The organism is Xenorhabdus indica (assembly GCF_014467235.1).
GTDB classification, from domain to species: domain Bacteria; phylum Pseudomonadota; class Gammaproteobacteria; order Enterobacterales; family Enterobacteriaceae; genus Xenorhabdus; species Xenorhabdus indica.
On sequence record NZ_NKHP01000003.1, the window covers coordinates 113,978 to 131,651 of the forward strand.

A 17,674-nucleotide genomic window follows, 5' to 3' on the forward strand; every position below is an offset into this window, starting at 1 on the left:
GAGTTCTGGTAATGGGATGAAAAAGAAACGAACCCCTTTTCGCGATCATACGGCTGAATCAGCCCTTTTTATACGCCGCGCGCTCGTGGCGTTTGTCGGCATTATCCTTTTAACAGGGGTTCTGATTGCCAATCTCTATAATCTCCAGATCACCCGCCACGAAGATTATCAAACTCGCTCAAATGGGAACCGTATTAAACTTGTTCCCATTGCCCCAAGCCGGGGGCTCATTTATGACCGTAACGGCACACTACTGGCAGCTAACCGTACGATTTACCAGTTGGAGATTGTACCCCAAAAAGTTGCTGATCTTGATAAAACCTTAAATGAGTTGCGTTCCATCATCGGGTTAACCGATGAAGATATCGAAAATTTCAAAAAAGAGAGGCTGCGCGCACGCCGCTTCACCTCAATCCCCCTGAAAACATCACTGACTCAGGTGCAGGTTGCCCGATTCTCTGTCAATCAATACCGCTTCCCAGGGTTGGAAATCAAAGGATACCAACGTCGTTATTACCCTTATGGTTCTGCCCTCACCCATGTCATCGGTTATGTTTCCAAAATTAATGACAAAGACGTAGAGCGACTCGACAAAGAGGGAATTTTGCCGGATTACGCCGCGACTCATGACATCGGCAAACTAGGTATTGAACGCTATTACGAATCTGTTCTACATGGAAAACCCGGTTATGAAGAAGTTGAAGTCAATAACCGTGGTAAAGTTATTCGCCAGTTACATGAGCAACCACCACAAGCGGGCAAAGATATCTATCTATCAATAGACTTAGAGCTACAAACTTATATTGAAGAGATACTGACAACCAGCCGCGCAGCAGTTGTTGTCACAGATCCCCGTACCGGCGAAGTTCTGGCAATGGTATCCAACCCAAGCTATGACCCCAATCTGTTTGTTGATGGCATTTCCAGTAAGGATTATAAAGCTCTGCTCAATAATCCCAACCGCCCATTGATTAACCGTGCAACACAAGGTGCTTACCCTCCCGCCTCAACAGTAAAACCTTTTATCGCTGTTGCAGCACTAAGTAGTGGTGTCATCACAAAGAATACAACCATCAATGATCCAGGCTGGTGGCAATTGCCTAACTCTAATATGAGTTATCGTGACTGGAAACGTTATGGGCATGGTCTTTTGAATGTGCATAAATCCCTTGTTGAATCAGCAGATACCTTTTTCTATCAGTTAGCCTATGATATGGGTATTGATAGGATCTCCAACTGGATGACAAAATTTGGTTTTGGTCAATTAACCGGTATTGACTTGAAAGAAGAGGCGGCGGGTAACATGCCGACCCGAGAATGGAAACAAAAACGTTATAAAAAACCGTGGTTTCAAGGAGATACGATATCTGTTGGCATTGGTCAGGGATACTGGACGGCCACACCTATGCAGATGGTAAAAGCCCTGATGATATTGATTAATGATGGCGAGGTAAAAACACCGCATTTTTTACTGGGAACACGGGTAAATGGTGACATACATCCTTATCAGCCTCCTGTCAGTGAGCCAATCGGAGATATTCATTCTGGGTATTGGGAGATTGCCAAAGATGGCATGTATGGTGTCGCTAATGCCCCCAATGGCACAGCACGCAGATTTTTTGCCGGTACTCCTTATAAGGCCGCAGTAAAAACCGGTACGGCGCAGGTGTTCAGATATGAAACCTATAATGCGAGTAAACTCGCAGAGCATCTGCGGGATCATAGGCTAATGATTGCTTTTGCTCCTTACGATAATCCAACCGTTGCGGTTTCCATTATTTTGGAGAATGGAGGAGCAGGGCCACCTGTTGGCACTATTGTGCGCCAAATTCTGGATCATATTCTAATCAGGAATAATACAGGCACTTCATCTACTGAGTCAGCGAATAAAAGTAGAAAATCGTCTACAGGAGAACCCGTTGGCGAAAAACCATCTACCCAAAAACCCGCTACCAGAACATAAGCTAATTGAGTAATGCTATGACAGAATCGCAGAAAAAAGTTCCTTTCTGGACCAGAATACATATAGATATCCCGCTGCTACTCTGTATTCTGGCACTGCTGGCCTATAGTCTTTTCATTATGTGGAGCGCCAGTGGACAAGACATTGACATGATGGAACGTAAAATCGGGCAGGGGCTCATTGGCTTAGTGGTCATGGTTGCCCTGGCTCAAGTACCCCCTCGCATATACGAAAGTTGGGCACCTTATCTTTATATTGTCTGTGTCATGCTACTTATCTTTGTTGATGTTTTCGGGCAAATAAGTAAAGGGGCTCAGCGTTGGCTGGATTTAGGCATTGTACGCTTTCAGCCATCAGAAATTGCCAAAATCGCTGTCCCTTTGATGATTGCACGCTTTATAAATCGTGACCTTTGCCCTCCTTCCCTGAAAAATACTGGAATTGCCTTAGTATTGATATTCTTGCCTACTCTGCTTGTCGCTGCACAACCTGATTTAGGTACATCTATCCTGATAGCGACTTCCGGGTTGTTTATCCTGTTTCTGGCAGGAATGAACTGGCGGTTAATTGCTATTGCCGTTTTACTGGTTGCCTGTTTCCTGCCGATTTTATGGTTTTTTTTAATGCATGATTACCAACGAGCCAGGGTCATGATGTTGTTAGATCCAGAAAGTGACCCTTTGGGTAAAGGCTATCACATCATTCAATCAAAAATTGCTATTGGATCAGGTGGGTTATTTGGAAAAGGCTGGTTACAAGGCACACAATCACAATTAGAGTTTTTACCTGAACGCCATACCGACTTTATTTTTGCTGTCTTAGCGGAAGAATTGGGATTGATCGGTGTCCTTGTTTTATTGGCACTTTACCTAATAATCCTCATTCGCGGCCTGTTTATCGCTGCCAACGCACAAAACACCTTCGGCCGTGTCATGGTAGGGGGACTGATATTGATATTGTTTGTCTATGTCTTCGTGAATATCGGCATGGTTAGCGGTATTTTACCTGTAGTTGGTGTACCTCTGCCCCTGATTAGCTACGGAGGTTCTGCGTTAATTGTCTTAATGGCGGGATTCGGCATTATCATGTCGATACATACTCATCGCAAGTTATTATCCAAAAGTCTATGAGGAAGAAATTTCATGCGTCAACAATGGCTTATTCTTAGCATAGTGGCTGTACTGATTTCAGGCTGCACAACAAACAATGAAAGAGGCGCTTCTTCTGTTCCGCCAGTTCCGACCCGTGATGTATTGGGAGCTGAGCCTGTATATGAGCCTTACCATCCAAGTGCTAACCGGGATTACAGCAGGGATGGAGAAAACTATCATATCATTCAGGATCCTGCCCAATTTACTCAAACAGGCTATGCCAGCGTATTGGGTGAAGAAACGAATGGAAAATTGACAACAATTGGAGAACGAGCCAGTCCTTATGCATTGACGGCTGCTCACCCAACACTTCCAATACCAGGCTATGTACGCGTCACCAATTTAAGCAATGGGCGCATGATAATCGTCAGAGTTAATGATCGCGGTCCCTACAATAAACCAGGAAAAGTGATTGAATTATCACGAGCTGTTGCCGAACGGCTGAATTTGATGCCGCAAAGTCGGGTGAAACTGGATGGCATTCAGGTTGCTCCTGATGGTTCGCTTTCTGGTTTAGGGACAGCGGGTTCAACTATTGTCAAACAAAGCTATGCTTTACCTGACAGGCCTGTCCTTAACTCTCCATCAATGGGAGTTGTCACAAACATGACGCCGGATTCTCCTGAACAGAATAATTCAAACCAAAATCTGTCTGGAAATAAAGAAAATCAACCTCCTGTACCATCAGAGAAAACAATCCCTGAATCAGCCTCAGCCACTTCATCTAGTTATATGGTACAAGTTGGTGCTGTCAGTTCTGAACAAAAAGCCAAAGAATGGCAGCAATTATTAAGCCAACACTTTAATGTACCGGGACGTGTGACCCAATTTGGTAATGTTCATCGTGTTCAGCTAGGGCCTTTTAGTAGCCGTCAGCAAGCAGCACAAATGCAAAAAAAATTAACTGACCAAATGCACCAATCTTCCTTTATTGTTGCCCCTTGATTACATTGTTTTCTGATTAGTCTGCTCCCTGCTGATATTTGTTCTTCTGATTAATATCAGCAGGGAGAAAAAACCAAGTAAAAAAATGCAAATCTTCATCTCTTCCAATTTTGTTTAATGTCACGCTTTTTGTCATTTGTTATTATGTGGTTTACTATCAATGCTTCTCTCACGGATGTTATCTAATCAATCATGAAATACATAGTTACTTCTCGTATAGTTACTTCCCGTATAGCTACTTCCCGTTTTATTAAAAATGCAGCCCTGAGTCTTGCTCTGGTCACCAGTGTTTCTGCATTCGCTAATACGGATGATAATTTCAAAACCATGATCCCCGGAGTGCCGCAGATCGATGCCGAAGCCTATATTCTGATTGATTACAATTCAGGAAAAATATTGGCCGAAAAGAATTCAGATGTCCGTCGTGATCCTGCCAGCCTGACCAAAATGATGACCAGTTATGTTATTGGGCAAGCCATCAAATCAGGGAAAATTGGACCGAATGATATCGTTACGGTAGGTAAGGATGCCTGGGCAACGGGAAATCCTGTATTCAAAGGCTCTTCTCTGATGTTTTTGAAGCCCGGCGATCAAGTTTCCGTCGCTATGCTGTCCCGTGGTATTAACCTGCAATCCGGTAATGATGCTTGTGTAGCAATGGCGGACTACGTAGCAGGTAGTCAGGATGCGTTCGTCAGTCTGATGAATAAATATGTTCAGAGTTTAGGACTGAAAAACACCTATTTTCAAACTGTTCACGGTCTGGATGCCGAAGGCCAATACAGTTCTGCCCATGATATGGCGTTGATTGGTCAGGCATTGATCCGCGAAGTACCGGATGAATATGCCATCTATAAAGAGAAAGAATTCACTTACAATAACATCCGCCAGCCCAACCGCAATGGTTTGCTATGGGATAAAAACTTGAATGTGGACGGCATCAAAACCGGCCATACCAGCGGTGCTGGCTATAACCTTGTTTCCTCTGCTACTGAAGGTAACATGCGCCTGATTGCTACGGTAATGGGTAGCCCAACATTCAAAGGCCGTGAAACTGACAGTAAGAAACTACTGACCTGGGGTTTTCGTTTTTTTGAAACTGTCTCACCACTACGAGCAGATAAAGAATTTGCTTCTGAACCGGTCTGGTTTGGCGATACTGATAAAGTCCAACTGGGTGTCGAGAAGGATGTTTATCTGACTATTCCTCGTGGTCGCCTGAAAGATCTAAAAGCCAGCTATGTATTAAATAGCAATGAACTACATGCTCCTCTCGCCAAAGATCAGGTAGTCGGCACAATCAATTTCCAACTTGATGGTAAAACGATCGAACAACGCCCATTAGTCGTGATGCAGGAAGTAAAAGAGGGTGGTTTCTTTAGCCGTATTTTCGATTACATCCGATTGGCATTCCATCACTGGTTTGGCTGAAACCTTGAAAGCTGAGCATTGAACCTTATATTAATATAAATTGTTGGAAAATAATCACGCCACGGCAGAATCTTTCATTCTGCCGTGGTTAATAAATCAGGAGCGCCCATGAAAACAAAATTAAATGAACTGCTTGAGTTCCCTTGCTCATTCACTTACAAAGTGATGGGCTTAGCTCAACCTGAGCTGGTGGATCAAGTTATTGAAGTGGTTCAGCGCCATGCGCCGGGCGATTACTCCCCAGCAGTGAAACCAAGCAGCAAAGGTAATTACCACTCTGTTTCTATTACTATCAATGCAACTCATATTGAGCAGGTTGAAACGCTGTATGAAGAGTTGGGCAAACTGGAACTGGTACGCGTAGTATTGTAATGAATAAGTAATGTTGTAATGAATAAATAGTACCGTGATAATTTCTACTTCTGCAAATTCCACTTCTATAAAAAATCGCTGACAAAAAGTCAGCGATTTTTTCAGCTTCCTATTCTCACCTGCCGCTGCAACAGCATAATGAAATAAGGCACACCAATGAAAATAGCAATGGTGGTACAGAGGGAAACGCTATCAGTACCCTATACTAACGCCCCAGTCAAAAACGCCAGAACGCTTTCGAGCACAAAATCAGAATAGGATAAATTTCCAGTCTTCCCAATAACATAGCTGCACACATCATCCATTTCGCCACAACATCGAGATTGCCAAAACCTTGTGCTGTCTCACCATAACCGACTCCCATGTTATTGATACATGCGGCAACCGTGGCAAATGAAGTTACCAGATCATATCCCAGAAGATTCAGTGCCCAAATAAAGAAACAGCTGCAAAAAATATACAAGAAGAAAAAGCCCCAGACGGAACGAAGTACCCTTTCCTGCACTGGTGATTTACCTACTTTAATCGTTGAAATGGCGTTCGGATGAATAAGCTGATTAATCTCACTGAAACTTTGTTTTGTCAGGATCAGAAAACGCAGCGCCTTAATACCTCCACAAGTCGAACCAACACAGCCACCAAAGAAACTTATCGCCAATAACAGCAACATCGTGTGAGGTGGCCATTGTGCATAATCTGAAGTTGCCAAACCATTGTCTGTCATCATCGAACTGGTCATGAAAAAACCATGCACAAAAGCATCTTTCAAACCATACATTCCAGAACGGTACAACTCCAGCCAAATAATACAAATCACGATGAAAAGTACCAGCAAGAAGAATTGAAACTCGGCATTTTTCAGTAAGGGTTTAATGCTTCTTCGTGTCAGGACAACAAAATAGAGGGTGAAGTTAACCGCTGATAATATTGAGAAAATCCCTCCCACCATTTCAATAAGGGAATTATCATAATAGCCAAGACTTTCATTGCGGGTCGAAAATCCCCCCAAAGAGACCGTTGATATTCCATGGCAAATGGCATCAAACCAGGACATCCCGGCGGCCCAGAAGCTGAACGAGCATACTCCACCTAACAACAGATAAACTACCCATAAACTTTTGGCACTATCTGCAAGGCGAGGAGTTAATCGTTCCTCTTTAAACGGTCCGGGCATCTCTGATTGATAAAGCTTTACACCACCAATACCAAGCAACGGCAAAATAGCTACGGCAAGCACGATAACGCCCAAACCGCCGATGAAATTGAGCTGAGCTCGGTAATAAAGAACAGACTTAGGCAGTGAAGAAACATCATTTAGTACTGTTGCCCCTGTCGTTGTAATACCAGATACACCTTCAAACATGGCATCCACAAGATTGATATTCAGATTCTTATCCAGTACGAAGGGCAAGGCACTAAGCAACGAAAAAAGTAACCAAAATAAGACGATGATAAGGAACCCATCTTGAGTACTGGGTTGTGCTTTAGTTTTTCGGGTGAAATACCACCCAACACCTCCAAAGATCATTCCAATAATAAACGTTTCGAAAAACGCAAAAACACTTTTTTCTTTATAAAACAAAGCGAAAAAAACAGGCAGCAACATTGAGAGGCTGTATAGGAGCACCAGAGAACTGCAAAGATGCCCAACAATCAGGAGTTGGTTTTTTCTGATCATCTGTTAGCTCAAACAGAAAACAAGGGGGAAATCGTCGAAATATATAACTATGATAATATAGAATCTAAACATATTCGTCTAATTAACATTATTATTGCGTTAAGGGATTCTCTAACTGGAGAGAATCCCTTTAGAGCGTTATACTGGCGGGCAATTTTTGTTAACTGATGATGAAACTTCCATTGCAACATAACACCGTTATTTTACGCCAGTTGGGTATTCAGCCTTACGAGCCGGTTTCTGAATCCATGCACCAATTCACCGAGCAGCGTACAGCGGAAACCCCCGATGAAATCTGGCTTGTCCAGCATGAAAAAGTGTTCACACAGGGGCAGGCAGGTAAAGCAGAACATGTGCTTGCACCGGGTGACATTCCTGTCATTCAATCCGACAGGGGAGGCCAAGTCACTTATCATGGGCCTGGTCAGCAAGTCATGTACGTTTTGATCGACTTAAAAAGGGCCAAAATTGGGGTTCGTCAGTTAGTCACCGCAATTGAAAACACCGTTATCGAGTCATTAGCTCATTTTGGCGTTGAGTCTCATGCCCGACCAGATGCGCCGGGGGTTTATGTCAAAGACAATAAAATTTGTTCATTGGGATTACGTATCCGAAAAGGGTGTTCTTTCCATGGCTTGGCATTAAATATTGCAATGGACTTACAACCCTTTTTGCGCATTAATCCATGTGGTTATGCAGGCATGCAAATGATTCAGCTCAGTGACCTCGTAGATGGGATCACTGTTGAAGATGTACAACCCATTCTGGTACAAAAATTCTGCCAGATCTTAGGATTTCAACTCACCGATGAAAGATGATATAATTTTTTAACATTTTTCAAAAAAATTTGAATACACTTATTGCTCCGATGAATTTGGCTTAATAATCAAGCAATAAATAACAATCTGAAAAATATAACTGGAACCAGCACGATTATGAGTAAACCAATTCAGATGGAACGTGGTATCAAATACCGCGACGCAGATAAGATGGCTTTGATCCCTGTTAAAACAGTGGTCACAGAACGTGAAGCACTCTTGCGTAAACCTGAGTGGATGAAAATCAAACTTCCTGCGGATTCCAGCCGCATTCAGGGAATCAAAGCGGCAATGCGCAAAAATGGATTGCATTCCGTCTGTGAAGAAGCCTCTTGTCCTAACCTTGCCGAATGCTTTAACCACGGAACCGCCACTTTTATGATCCTGGGTGCCATTTGTACACGCCGCTGTCCGTTCTGTGATGTGGCACACGGGCGACCAAATGCACCAGATGTAAATGAGCCGGTTAAACTTGCGCAAACTATTCAGGATATGGGTCTGCGCTATGTTGTTATCACATCTGTTGACCGTGATGATTTGCGTGATGGTGGGGCTCAACATTTTGCCGACTGTATCACTGCGATCCGTGAAAAAAATCCATCAATCAAAATTGAAACACTAGTACCGGATTTCCGTGGCCGTATGGATCGTGCACTGGAAATTCTGACTGCAACACCTCCCGATGTTTTTAACCATAATCTGGAAAACGTGCCACGGATGTATCGTCAGATCCGTCCAGGTGCGAACTACAACTGGTCATTACAATTGCTGCAAAAATTCAAAGAGGCACACCCAGATATTCCGACCAAATCAGGTTTGATGGTGGGTTTGGGAGAAACTAATGAAGAAATTTTAGAAGTGATGCGTGACTTACGTAGTCACGGGGTAACTATGCTGACATTGGGGCAATATTTGCAGCCAAGTCGCCATCACCTGCCAGTCCAACGTTATGTCAACCCGGCTGAATTTGATGAAATGAAAGAAGCAGCATTAGAAATGGGCTTTACTCATGCAGCTTGTGGGCCATTTGTTCGTTCTTCTTACCACGCTGACTTACAAGCCAAGGGTATGGAAGTCAAATAACTGGGACCACTACTGATGAATCTTATTCTCGCTGTATTTATCGGTGGTGGTTTTGGCAGCGTCTTACGTTGGTTTATCGGCCTCCGCCTGAATAATGCCTCATCTCCTATTGCCATTGGTACTCTGACGGCTAACTGTATTGGAGCATTCATTATCGGGTTGGGGCTGGCCTATTTCAGCAAAACAACACATCTTGCTCCTGCCTGGAAGCTCATGTTAACAACAGGGTTCTGCGGTGGATTGACAACTTTCTCTACATTTTCTGCTGAAGTGGTTTATTTATTACAAGCAGGAAAAATAAGTTGGGCACTAAGCACCATTCTGGCAAATGTTATCAGTTCATTATTAATGACTGCCCTCGCGTTTACCTTAATAAATAAACTCTGAACTAAGCAGAAATTTAAAAAACATAAAAAACCCGTTATAAAAACGGGTTTTAAGAATATGGGATTAGAAATTAGATCGCGACAACGTTTGCAGCAGATGGACCTTTCGCACCCTCAGTGATTTCAAATTCAACTTTTTGGCCTTCAGCCAATGTCTTGAAACCGTTAGACTGAATGGCGGAAAAGTGTACGAAAACATCTTTACTACCATCTTCTGGAGTGATGAAACCGAACCCTTTAGATTCGTTAAACCACTTAACGTTACCTTTAATTTTAGACATCAAACTTACCTTTAATAAAAAATACACAAACTCCGTGTTACATACAGTACAACAAATAATATAGTTCACTGTCTGCAACCTAGATCACGAAACATATAACAAAATGTACAAAACGCACGTTTTGTTTAATTTCATTAATTTATTCTATACCCCAATCGTCATTTCACAAATTAATTGGAGTTTCATTCTAGATTGGTTTAATTTTCGTCTTTTTTTTCTTCTCATGCTCCAGCAACCACTCCTTAATATTAAGCCCGCCTGTATATCCGACTAACTTACCATCATGCCCAATTACCCGATGGCAGGGAACAATCAGTGAAATCGGATTACGTGAGTTTGCCATACCGACTGCACGACAATAATTTACCGAACCCAACGTCAATGCTAATTGTTTGTAACTCCACATTTCACCAAATGGGATATTACAGAGTTGTTGCCAGACACGTTGCTGAAATTCAGTTCCTTGCATACTCAAAGGAACCGTAAATATCTGCCGTTTTCCTTTAAAATATTCCTGTAGCTCTTTTACACACTGCTTAGTAATAGCATTTTTAGATTCCAGTTCTTTCTTTTCATTAACAAAATAAATACTAGTGACTCCTTCATCGTTCGCAGTGATGTGTACATAAGGTTTAGGAAAACCTTCTGGAGTATTCAGGTAATGGTGATACATAAACTACCTCCATTTAATTTATTGTTAATATTTCTATACTAGCCTAAGTCTCTCTTTCATCACTTTGCAATGATGAATTCAGTTACACATCTGACAATTTGATAAAGAAACCATACCGCCTTCTGATAATAAAAATCATAGGATTACCAATAAGATATAACATCTTACTTTTGGCAGCATTCATTCAAAAAAGATAAAAATACCATATATGGATAAAAATATCTAAAAATTCACCATATATAGTACTCCTCTCATAAAGAGATTTCTGCATTGTAATCCATAAATACTCATCTTTATTCTTCGATAAGTGCGTAGATCAATAAAGAATTTTACCAGAAGAGTGATAATTTATGGCAAACACAGTTGGATTGTGGGTAATCTTAACCATCATGAAATCTACCAAAATGTTCTTACCCTACAATTATAGACAATAAATTTTTTCAAAGTAGCCACTCGACAAAAAAGGCAAAAAGAGATAAATCCCACAAAAATTTACTTTGCTCTATCTTTATGACGATAATAATTTTTTTTTTATTAAGTCAACGTTCCTACAATGAAAGTTAAAATTAAGTAAAAAATGTAGACATTTATCCGTAAAAAACTTTACCTTTTGGTTAATAATTATATTCTGGTAGTTGTCAATATATCTCAACGTGCTAAAGTATAGCTTGGGTTAATTATCTGCAGTTTATCTGAAGTAAGCAATTAAAGAGAATATATCTTTTCACAAAGCTAAATATTTATTACATGACAATTAAACTTGAAGTTAAAGATCTGTATAAAATATTCGGTGACCATCCAAAGCAAGCAATTAAGTTATTAGAATCCAACTACAATAAAGCAGAAATATTTGAAAAAACTGGTATGGCAGTTGGCGTACAAAATGCTAATTTGGTCATCGAAGAAGGCGAAATATTTGTGATTATGGGCCTGTCCGGCTCAGGAAAATCCACACTGATACGCCTTCTCAACCGCCTGATAGAACCGACCAAAGGTCAGGTAATTATCGATGGGCAGGATATTTCTGTAATTTCAGACATTCAATTGCGCGAAATCCGCCGCAATAAAATCAGTATGGTTTTCCAATCATTTGCGCTCATGCCACATTTAAATGTGCTGGAGAATGTGGCTTTCGGTATGGAATTTGCTGGTATTCCTAAAGAAGTACGCCAGCACAACGCTCTTGAGGCCCTGAAACAAGTCAATCTGGAAAACTACACTATGTCTTACCCGGATGAGTTATCGGGTGGTATGCAGCAGCGTATTGGATTAGCCAGAGCGCTCGCCAATAATCCTGATATTTTATTGATGGATGAGGCTTTTTCTGCCCTTGATCCTCTTATTCGTGCAGAAATGCAGGATGAGTTATTACGCCTGCAAGGTCAACACCAACGCACAATTATATTCATTTCCCATGATCTAGATGAAGCAATCCGTATTGGTGATCGCATCGCCATCATGCAGGAAGGGGTTATTGTTCAGGTGGGAACACCTGATGAGATCTTAAATAATCCTGCCAATGATTATGTCAAGGCATTCTTTCGGGGAGTGGATATCAGTCATGTATTTTCAGCAAAAGATGTCGCTCGTCGTCGGCCAGAAGCACTACTCCATATTGCAGTAGGCTTTGGGCCTCGTTCAGCTTTGAAAATACTGGAAGATGGAGATCGAAACTATGGCTATCTGATCGATAAGGGTCAGAAATTTATTGGGGTAGTTTCAGTCAATTCCCTGCAAGATACACTGGAAAAAAAATATCCTATCGAACACGCTATCCTGACAGAGCCAGCCGCAGTTCCAGCAGATATGCCATTGAATGAGCTGATATCCATCGTAGCTCAATCTCCCTGTGCCGTTCCTGTCGTGGATGATGATTATCGTTATTTGGGTGTTATTTCCAAAGGAATACTGTTGCAAGCCTTAGATAAGGAGACTCCAAATGAGCAGTAATACGCCGCAATCAACACCCGATCAAACAACATTAAGTGATCCCTGGCTCGACAGCACCACAGGCAATTCGTCATCAAATACAAATTGGCTGGACGCCCCTACAGATAATAATATCTCACAGGGGCATTTTAATATCATGGAACCTTTTCAGCATAAACTCATCCCATTTGATTCGTGGGTCACCCATGCCATTGATTGGATCGTTTTGCACTTCCGGCCTTTTTTTCAAGGAATACGTATTCCGGTAGATTTTATCTTAAACAGATTTGAGCAATTCTTGATGTCAATGCCGGCTCCCATCACGATACTTTTCCTGACATTTCTGGCATGGCAGCTAGCGGGTGCCGGTATAGGCTGGCTCACCTTAATTTCATTATGCTTTATTGGTGCCATCGGGGCATGGTCTCAAGCGATGATCACACTGGCATTAGTACTCACAGCTTTGCTGTTTTGTGTCCTTATTGGGCTGCCGCTCGGAATTTGGCTGGCACGCAGTAACCGAACAGCCGGGATCATCCGCCCACTACTGGATGCAATGCAGACAACACCTGCCTTTGTTTATCTCGTGCCTATTGTGATGCTATTCGGTATTGGGAATGTTCCGGGTGTTATGGTAACAATCATTTTTGCCTTACCCCCAATTATTCGCCTGACCATTTTAGGGATCAAGCAGGTTCCGGTAGATCTGATTGAAGCCGCAAAATCTTTTGGTGCCAGTCCACGTCAAATGTTGTTCAAAGTCCAACTTCCTCTTGCTCTGCCAACAATTATGGCTGGTGTAAACCAGACATTAATGTTAGCGCTATCCATGGTTGTTATTGCTTCAATGATCGCTGTTGGTGGTTTGGGACAAATGGTTCTGCGTGGGATCGGTCGTCTTGATATCGGACTGGCCGCAGTTGGTGGGATGGGTATTGTCATCCTTGCCATTATCCTTGATCGCTTAACTCAATCTTTGGGAAGAAATATCCGTACCAGAAATAACAGATGCTGGTATCACACAGGGCCAATAGGATTGTTAATTAAATTCTTATCCCTGCAAAAACTAACCCACCACAAAAATACTCAACATCAGGATAGCCAAACAGATTAATAACAGGGGAAAATCATGCTAATCATAAGCCGATTTAAAAAGCTCATAAACAAGAAAATTGTCTTAGGATTCAATCTGATATTATTAACAAGCACATCGTTAGCTACCACGGAACTTCCCGGAAAAGGAATTAGTGTACAACCGTTACAAAGTACCATTGGTGAAGAAACATTCCAGACGTTAATTGTCTGCAAAGCTTTGGAAAAGCTCGGTTATAATGTCAAACCAATCGAAGAAGTCGATTACAACGTCGCCTACGCCACTATTGCCTCAGGTGATGCCACATTTATGGCGGTCAATTGGGTCCCCCTTCATAATGTACAGTACAAAGCTGCCGGCGGTGATAACACGTTCTACCGTAAAGGAACCTTCGTTAAAAATTCTGTCCAAGGATATCTGATCGATAAGAAAACAGCCGAAAAATATCACATCAATAATATTGCCCAATTACGAGATCCAAAACTGGCGGAGTTGTTTGACAGTAATGGAAACGGTAAAGCAGACCTGACTGGCTGTAACCCCGGATGGGGATGCGAAAAAGTGATAAACCATCAATTAAAAGCTTATGGTTTAGAAAATACCGTGGAGCAAAATCAGGGAAACTATACCGCCATGATGGCAGATGCTATCACCCGTTACCGTGAAGGTAAGTCAATCTTTTACTACACATGGACGCCTTATTGGGTCAGCGATATTCTAAGACCTGGAAAAGATGTGGTATGGCTACAAGTTCCTTTCTCTGCCCTCAATGAAGGCGGTGAAATTGATACTCAATTGCCAAATGGCCACAATTATGGTTTTCCTCCCAGCTCTATGCATATCGTGGCGAACCGGATTTGGGCTGAAAAAAACCCCGCAGCGGCGGCACTTTTTGCTGTCATGCAACTATCTGTTGCAGATATCAACGCACAAAATATGCGTATGCATACTGGGAAAGATTCCGAAGAGGATATTGAACATCATGTCAACGGCTGGATTAACGCACATCAGAAAACCTTTGATGGCTGGCTCGATGAAGCCAGAAAAGCGGCGAAGCAAAAAGCAGCTTCGTCTTAGCCTCTTTCACAATCACACATAAATTTATTAATAAATCAACACCTCAATCACCTATTAACTCGATTTTTGGATCAAAATCATTGTTCTAAATAATATTTGTTAAATAATTTAGACATTTCATATTTTCAATTTTATTATATTTTGTTAATGTTGTTTTACTATTAACAAAAAAATAAATTACCCTATGTCGATACCTGATACCCCTGTGCCCGATGGCTTAACATCTGGCACAGCGATAAATGACCCCGCAATACCAAACAAGTGCTCTTCATTCATCAAGGGGATATTTGATAGTCTTCCTATTGTCATTAGCTATATTTCTATCTCCTTCACATTTGGCCTTAGTGCCATCAAATCTTCTCTTGAAGCAATATCAGGCAAAAAGACTGCAACTTGGGCTTTCGGGTTAACCGATAAAATTTTTACCAGAGCTAATCAAACTCCAGGTAAAAAAATAGGCAAGATAGGTATTGTTTTGGACAGTATTGGAGTCGCATCAATTTGTTCACTTCTTATCGTTGCCGGGAACGCTGATATGATGCGGGAGCACAATAAGCTTTTTCTTACTCTAATTGGCTGTTTGATCATCTGTGTATGCTTCTATAAAACACGCAGCATCAGCATTTCTACACTATCCAGATCAGACATTTTTGGATTAACATTCAAGGTATTTATGAATTAGGTATCAATATTAAAAGAAATATGATGATAATAAATAACTATAATTGCTAAATTTAACTTTTAATATAGTATTTGTATGGTTTTTCGCAGAAGTTACTTTACCGGTTGAAACTAATAAGGTATCTAAACAATGGAAAGTTCATTCACTCCCACAGAAGAGTTGCTTAATTGCCGTGTTGCACAGCAAAAAGAGTTGAACAAAAGTTTGCCCTATCAAGAGATATTACTCACCCGCTTATCGATGCATGTCCAGAGTAAGATGCTAGAAAATCGTAATAACATGCTGAGAGCGCAAGGAATCAATGAAACCTTGTTTATGGCACTGATGATCCTGGATACCAAAGAAAGTCGTAGCATTCAGCCATCAGAACTTAGCTCGGCGTTAGGTTCCTCTCGCACAAACGCAACTCGAATTGCTGATGAATTAGAGAAGCAAGGCTGGATAGAAAGAAAAGAGAGCCACAACGATCGCCGTTGTCTCCATCTTCATCTGACAGAAAAAGGTACAAATTTCTTGAATAGTTTACTCCCACCTCAGCATGAGTGTTTGGTTAAACTTTGGTCTGCCCTTGATCTGGAGGAACAAAAACAGTTAGAAAAATTGATGAGAAAACTGTTGACACAATTGGATAACATCGGGGATTGTTTGAAAAAGTGATTGTATTCTCCATGAACAATACCGGATCCCGAAAAATCACAATATGGCAACATGACCTAAAAAAACTTTTCTGCTAGCCAGTATCATTTGGTATGTCATATGACCAATGATACGTCATATGGCTAACTATTATCCTCAGATAATAATCAATCCCATATAGCTCATCTTTTCCAGTAGTGTAACCCACGCTACTGGAAATGAGTGGTCTTTATGATGTGGACACCATGCAGCAATACGAACAAGAAATATACGGAGATTCACTATGCGCCTTAGTGAGGAAAGTTCTTTGTCACCGACTTTAGATCGTCAGCAAAAGAATAAAAAACATCAACGTCGCAATATCATGATTTTTCTTACATTATTATTTTTAATCTTCGGCACGATCTATGCTGTTTACTGGTTCACCTTTTCGCGCCATCAACAAGAAACGGATAACGCTTATGTAGCAGGTAATCAAATACAAATCATGTCTCAAGTCGCGGGTAGTGTCACCACTATCTATTTTGATAATACCGACTTTGTAAAAAGTGGTAGTGTCCTGATACAGCTTGATCCCAGAGATGCTGAACTCTCTCTGACAAAAGCGGAAAATGAACTGGCTACCGCCGTGCGGAAAACTCACCAACAGATGGTTGATAGCAAAAAGTACCAAGCGATCATTGAACAGAAAAAGATTATTCTTAGAAAAGTACAGAATGATTTCAACCGAAGGAAAATACTTGGCAGACAAGATGCTATTGGTCAGGAAGAACTACAACATTCATATGAAAGTGTTGCACTTGCCCAGGCTGATCTGGATGTGGCCATCGAACAGTACAATAGTAATCAAGCTGTCATTTTAAATACACCGTTGGAAAAACAACCTGCTGTAGAAAAAGCGGCTGCCGGGGTTCGTGATGCCTGGTTAAACTTACAAAGAACGAAAATTGTCAGCCCTGTAGATGGATATGTTTCTCGTCGTAATGTGCAAATAGGCTCTCGCATCAATATGGGAACACCTTTAATGGCTATCGTGCCAGCCACTAATATGTGGATTGACGCCAATTTTAAAGAAACCCAACTTTCTAATATGAAGATCGGACAACCGGTAAAAATTACCAGCGATTTTTACGGTGATGACATCGTCTATAAAGGTAAAGTTGTTGGCCTTGATATGGGAACCGGTAGTGCTTTTTCTCTTCTGCCAGCTCAAAATGCCAGTGGAAACTGGATCAAAGTTGTTCAACGCTTGCCTGTTCGCATTGAACTTGAATCAGAACAACTGAAGCAACATCCGCTGCGTATTGGCCTGTCAACAAAAGTGATTGTCGATACGACAGATACCAATGGAATGACTTTGCCAACCACTGAACGTATCAAACACGCCTATCACACGAATGCCTTAATGATAGACATGTCTCCTGCAAATAAAATAGTTACTGACATCATTAATAGTAACTCAAATAATTAGTTATA

17 protein-coding genes are annotated in these 17,674 nt (G+C 41.5%); 14 read left to right on the forward strand and 3 right to left on the reverse strand.

The window, feature by feature from the left end:
* The first annotated feature begins 16 nt into the window (after nt 1–16).
* From mrdA to ybeD, 5 genes are all read left to right on the forward strand, one after another.
* The gene (gene mrdA, locus Xind_RS03535; protein WP_231571468.1) at nt 17–1,963 is read left to right on the forward strand and encodes a peptidoglycan DD-transpeptidase MrdA; all 1,947 of its coding nucleotides are present in this window, start codon (nt 17–19) and stop codon (nt 1,961–1,963) included.
* A gap of 17 nt (nt 1,964–1,980) precedes the next feature.
* Entirely contained in the window at nt 1,981–3,093 is a 1,113-nt protein-coding gene (gene mrdB, locus Xind_RS03540; RefSeq protein ID WP_187649496.1) for a peptidoglycan glycosyltransferase MrdB, read from the forward strand.
* Nucleotides 3,094–3,105: 12 nt separating this feature from the next.
* Nucleotides 3,106–4,059, forward strand: a complete 954-nt coding sequence (rlpA, locus tag Xind_RS03545; RefSeq protein ID WP_047683165.1) for an endolytic peptidoglycan transglycosylase RlpA — start codon at nt 3,106–3,108, stop codon at nt 4,057–4,059.
* A gap of 192 nt (nt 4,060–4,251) precedes the next feature.
* Nucleotides 4,252–5,490 (forward strand): D-alanyl-D-alanine carboxypeptidase DacA, encoded by a 1,239-nt coding sequence (gene dacA, locus Xind_RS03550; RefSeq protein ID WP_047683164.1) that lies wholly within the window; start codon nt 4,252–4,254, stop codon nt 5,488–5,490.
* Between the two features lie 108 nt (nt 5,491–5,598).
* Nucleotides 5,599–5,862 (forward strand): DUF493 family protein YbeD, encoded by a 264-nt coding sequence (gene ybeD / locus Xind_RS03555; RefSeq protein ID WP_047683163.1) that lies wholly within the window; start codon nt 5,599–5,601, stop codon nt 5,860–5,862.
* A gap of 217 nt (nt 5,863–6,079) precedes the next feature.
* Here ybeD and Xind_RS03560 read toward each other — a convergent pair whose 3' ends face one another.
* Nucleotides 6,080–7,540 carry a TrkH family potassium uptake protein gene (locus Xind_RS03560; RefSeq protein WP_222941711.1) on the reverse strand — a complete coding sequence of 487 codons (1,461 nt, stop codon included), beginning with the start codon at nt 7,538–7,540 and terminating at the stop codon, nt 6,080–6,082.
* A gap of 170 nt (nt 7,541–7,710) precedes the next feature.
* Here Xind_RS03560 and lipB point away from each other — a divergent pair, with 170 nt between their 5' ends.
* From lipB to crcB, 3 genes are all read left to right on the forward strand, one after another.
* Nucleotides 7,711–8,358 carry a lipoyl(octanoyl) transferase LipB gene (lipB, locus tag Xind_RS03565; protein WP_187649546.1) on the forward strand — a complete coding sequence of 216 codons (648 nt, stop codon included), beginning with the start codon at nt 7,711–7,713 and terminating at the stop codon, nt 8,356–8,358.
* Nucleotides 8,359–8,475: 117 nt separating this feature from the next.
* Nucleotides 8,476–9,441 carry a lipoyl synthase gene (gene lipA / locus Xind_RS03570; RefSeq protein WP_038260083.1) on the forward strand — a complete coding sequence of 322 codons (966 nt, stop codon included), beginning with the start codon at nt 8,476–8,478 and terminating at the stop codon, nt 9,439–9,441.
* 12 nt (nt 9,442–9,453) lie between these two features.
* A complete protein-coding gene (crcB, locus tag Xind_RS03575; RefSeq protein ID WP_047683161.1) occupies nt 9,454–9,828 on the forward strand; it encodes a fluoride efflux transporter CrcB in 375 nt (124 codons plus the stop codon).
* 70 nt (nt 9,829–9,898) lie between these two features.
* Here the strand turns inward: crcB and cspE are convergent, their stop codons facing one another.
* Nucleotides 9,899–10,108, reverse strand: coding sequence for a transcription antiterminator/RNA stability regulator CspE (gene cspE, locus Xind_RS03580; protein WP_045969514.1), 210 nt, complete (start codon nt 10,106–10,108; stop codon nt 9,899–9,901).
* A 187-nt stretch (nt 10,109–10,295) separates the two neighbouring features.
* Nucleotides 10,296–10,781 carry a methylated-DNA--[protein]-cysteine S-methyltransferase gene (locus Xind_RS03585; RefSeq protein ID WP_047683160.1) on the reverse strand — a complete coding sequence of 162 codons (486 nt, stop codon included), beginning with the start codon at nt 10,779–10,781 and terminating at the stop codon, nt 10,296–10,298.
* Nucleotides 10,782–11,528: 747 nt separating this feature from the next.
* Between Xind_RS03585 and proV the strand changes: the two genes are divergently transcribed.
* The 6 genes from proV to emrA all read left to right on the forward strand — a co-directional run bounded on the left by proV (nt 11,529) and on the right by emrA (nt 17,669).
* Entirely contained in the window at nt 11,529–12,731 is a 1,203-nt protein-coding gene (proV, locus tag Xind_RS03590; protein WP_187649497.1) for a glycine betaine/L-proline ABC transporter ATP-binding protein ProV, read from the forward strand.
* Nucleotides 12,721–13,824, forward strand: a complete 1,104-nt coding sequence (proW, locus tag Xind_RS03595) for a glycine betaine/L-proline ABC transporter permease ProW (protein ID WP_187649498.1) — start codon at nt 12,721–12,723, stop codon at nt 13,822–13,824. Before proV ends, proW begins: the two co-directional genes overlap by 11 nt.
* Before the next feature lie 15 nt (nt 13,825–13,839).
* The gene (gene proX, locus Xind_RS03600; protein WP_081989065.1) at nt 13,840–14,880 is read left to right on the forward strand and encodes a glycine betaine/L-proline ABC transporter substrate-binding protein ProX; all 1,041 of its coding nucleotides are present in this window, start codon (nt 13,840–13,842) and stop codon (nt 14,878–14,880) included.
* A 184-nt stretch (nt 14,881–15,064) separates the two neighbouring features.
* Nucleotides 15,065–15,562, forward strand: coding sequence for a hypothetical protein (locus tag Xind_RS03605; protein WP_187649499.1), 498 nt, complete (start codon nt 15,065–15,067; stop codon nt 15,560–15,562).
* A 129-nt stretch (nt 15,563–15,691) separates the two neighbouring features.
* A complete protein-coding gene (gene mprA / locus Xind_RS03610; protein ID WP_047683158.1) occupies nt 15,692–16,219 on the forward strand; it encodes a transcriptional repressor MprA in 528 nt (175 codons plus the stop codon).
* 262 nt (nt 16,220–16,481) lie between these two features.
* Nucleotides 16,482–17,669 carry a multidrug efflux MFS transporter periplasmic adaptor subunit EmrA gene (gene emrA, locus Xind_RS03615; RefSeq protein ID WP_047683157.1) on the forward strand — a complete coding sequence of 396 codons (1,188 nt, stop codon included), beginning with the start codon at nt 16,482–16,484 and terminating at the stop codon, nt 17,667–17,669.
* Nucleotides 17,670–17,674 lie beyond the last annotated feature (5 nt).

Coding starts and splice junctions, on each gene's coding strand:
- mprA (WP_047683158.1), top strand. CDS start 15,692: ATGGAAAGTTCATTCACTCCCACAGAAGAGTTGCTTAATTGCCGTGTT.
- proV (WP_187649497.1), top strand. CDS start 11,529: ATGACAATTAAACTTGAAGTTAAAGATCTGTATAAAATATTCGGTGAC.
- emrA (WP_047683157.1), top strand. CDS start 16,482: ATGCGCCTTAGTGAGGAAAGTTCTTTGTCACCGACTTTAGATCGTCAG.
- Xind_RS03560 (WP_222941711.1), bottom strand. CDS start 7,540: ATGATCAGAAAAAACCAACTCCTGATTGTTGGGCATCTTTGCAGTTCT.
- mrdB (WP_187649496.1), top strand. CDS start 1,981: ATGACAGAATCGCAGAAAAAAGTTCCTTTCTGGACCAGAATACATATA.
- dacA (WP_047683164.1), top strand. CDS start 4,252: ATGAAATACATAGTTACTTCTCGTATAGTTACTTCCCGTATAGCTACT.
- Xind_RS03605 (WP_187649499.1), top strand. CDS start 15,065: ATGTCGATACCTGATACCCCTGTGCCCGATGGCTTAACATCTGGCACA.
- lipA (WP_038260083.1), top strand. CDS start 8,476: ATGAGTAAACCAATTCAGATGGAACGTGGTATCAAATACCGCGACGCA.
- ybeD (WP_047683163.1), top strand. CDS start 5,599: ATGAAAACAAAATTAAATGAACTGCTTGAGTTCCCTTGCTCATTCACT.
- Xind_RS03585 (WP_047683160.1), bottom strand. CDS start 10,781: ATGTATCACCATTACCTGAATACTCCAGAAGGTTTTCCTAAACCTTAT.
- mrdA (WP_231571468.1), top strand. CDS start 17: ATGAAAAAGAAACGAACCCCTTTTCGCGATCATACGGCTGAATCAGCC.
- lipB (WP_187649546.1), top strand. CDS start 7,711: ATGAAACTTCCATTGCAACATAACACCGTTATTTTACGCCAGTTGGGT.
- cspE (WP_045969514.1), bottom strand. CDS start 10,108: ATGTCTAAAATTAAAGGTAACGTTAAGTGGTTTAACGAATCTAAAGGG.
- proX (WP_081989065.1), top strand. CDS start 13,840: ATGCTAATCATAAGCCGATTTAAAAAGCTCATAAACAAGAAAATTGTC.
- rlpA (WP_047683165.1), top strand. CDS start 3,106: ATGCGTCAACAATGGCTTATTCTTAGCATAGTGGCTGTACTGATTTCA.
- proW (WP_187649498.1), top strand. CDS start 12,721: ATGAGCAGTAATACGCCGCAATCAACACCCGATCAAACAACATTAAGT.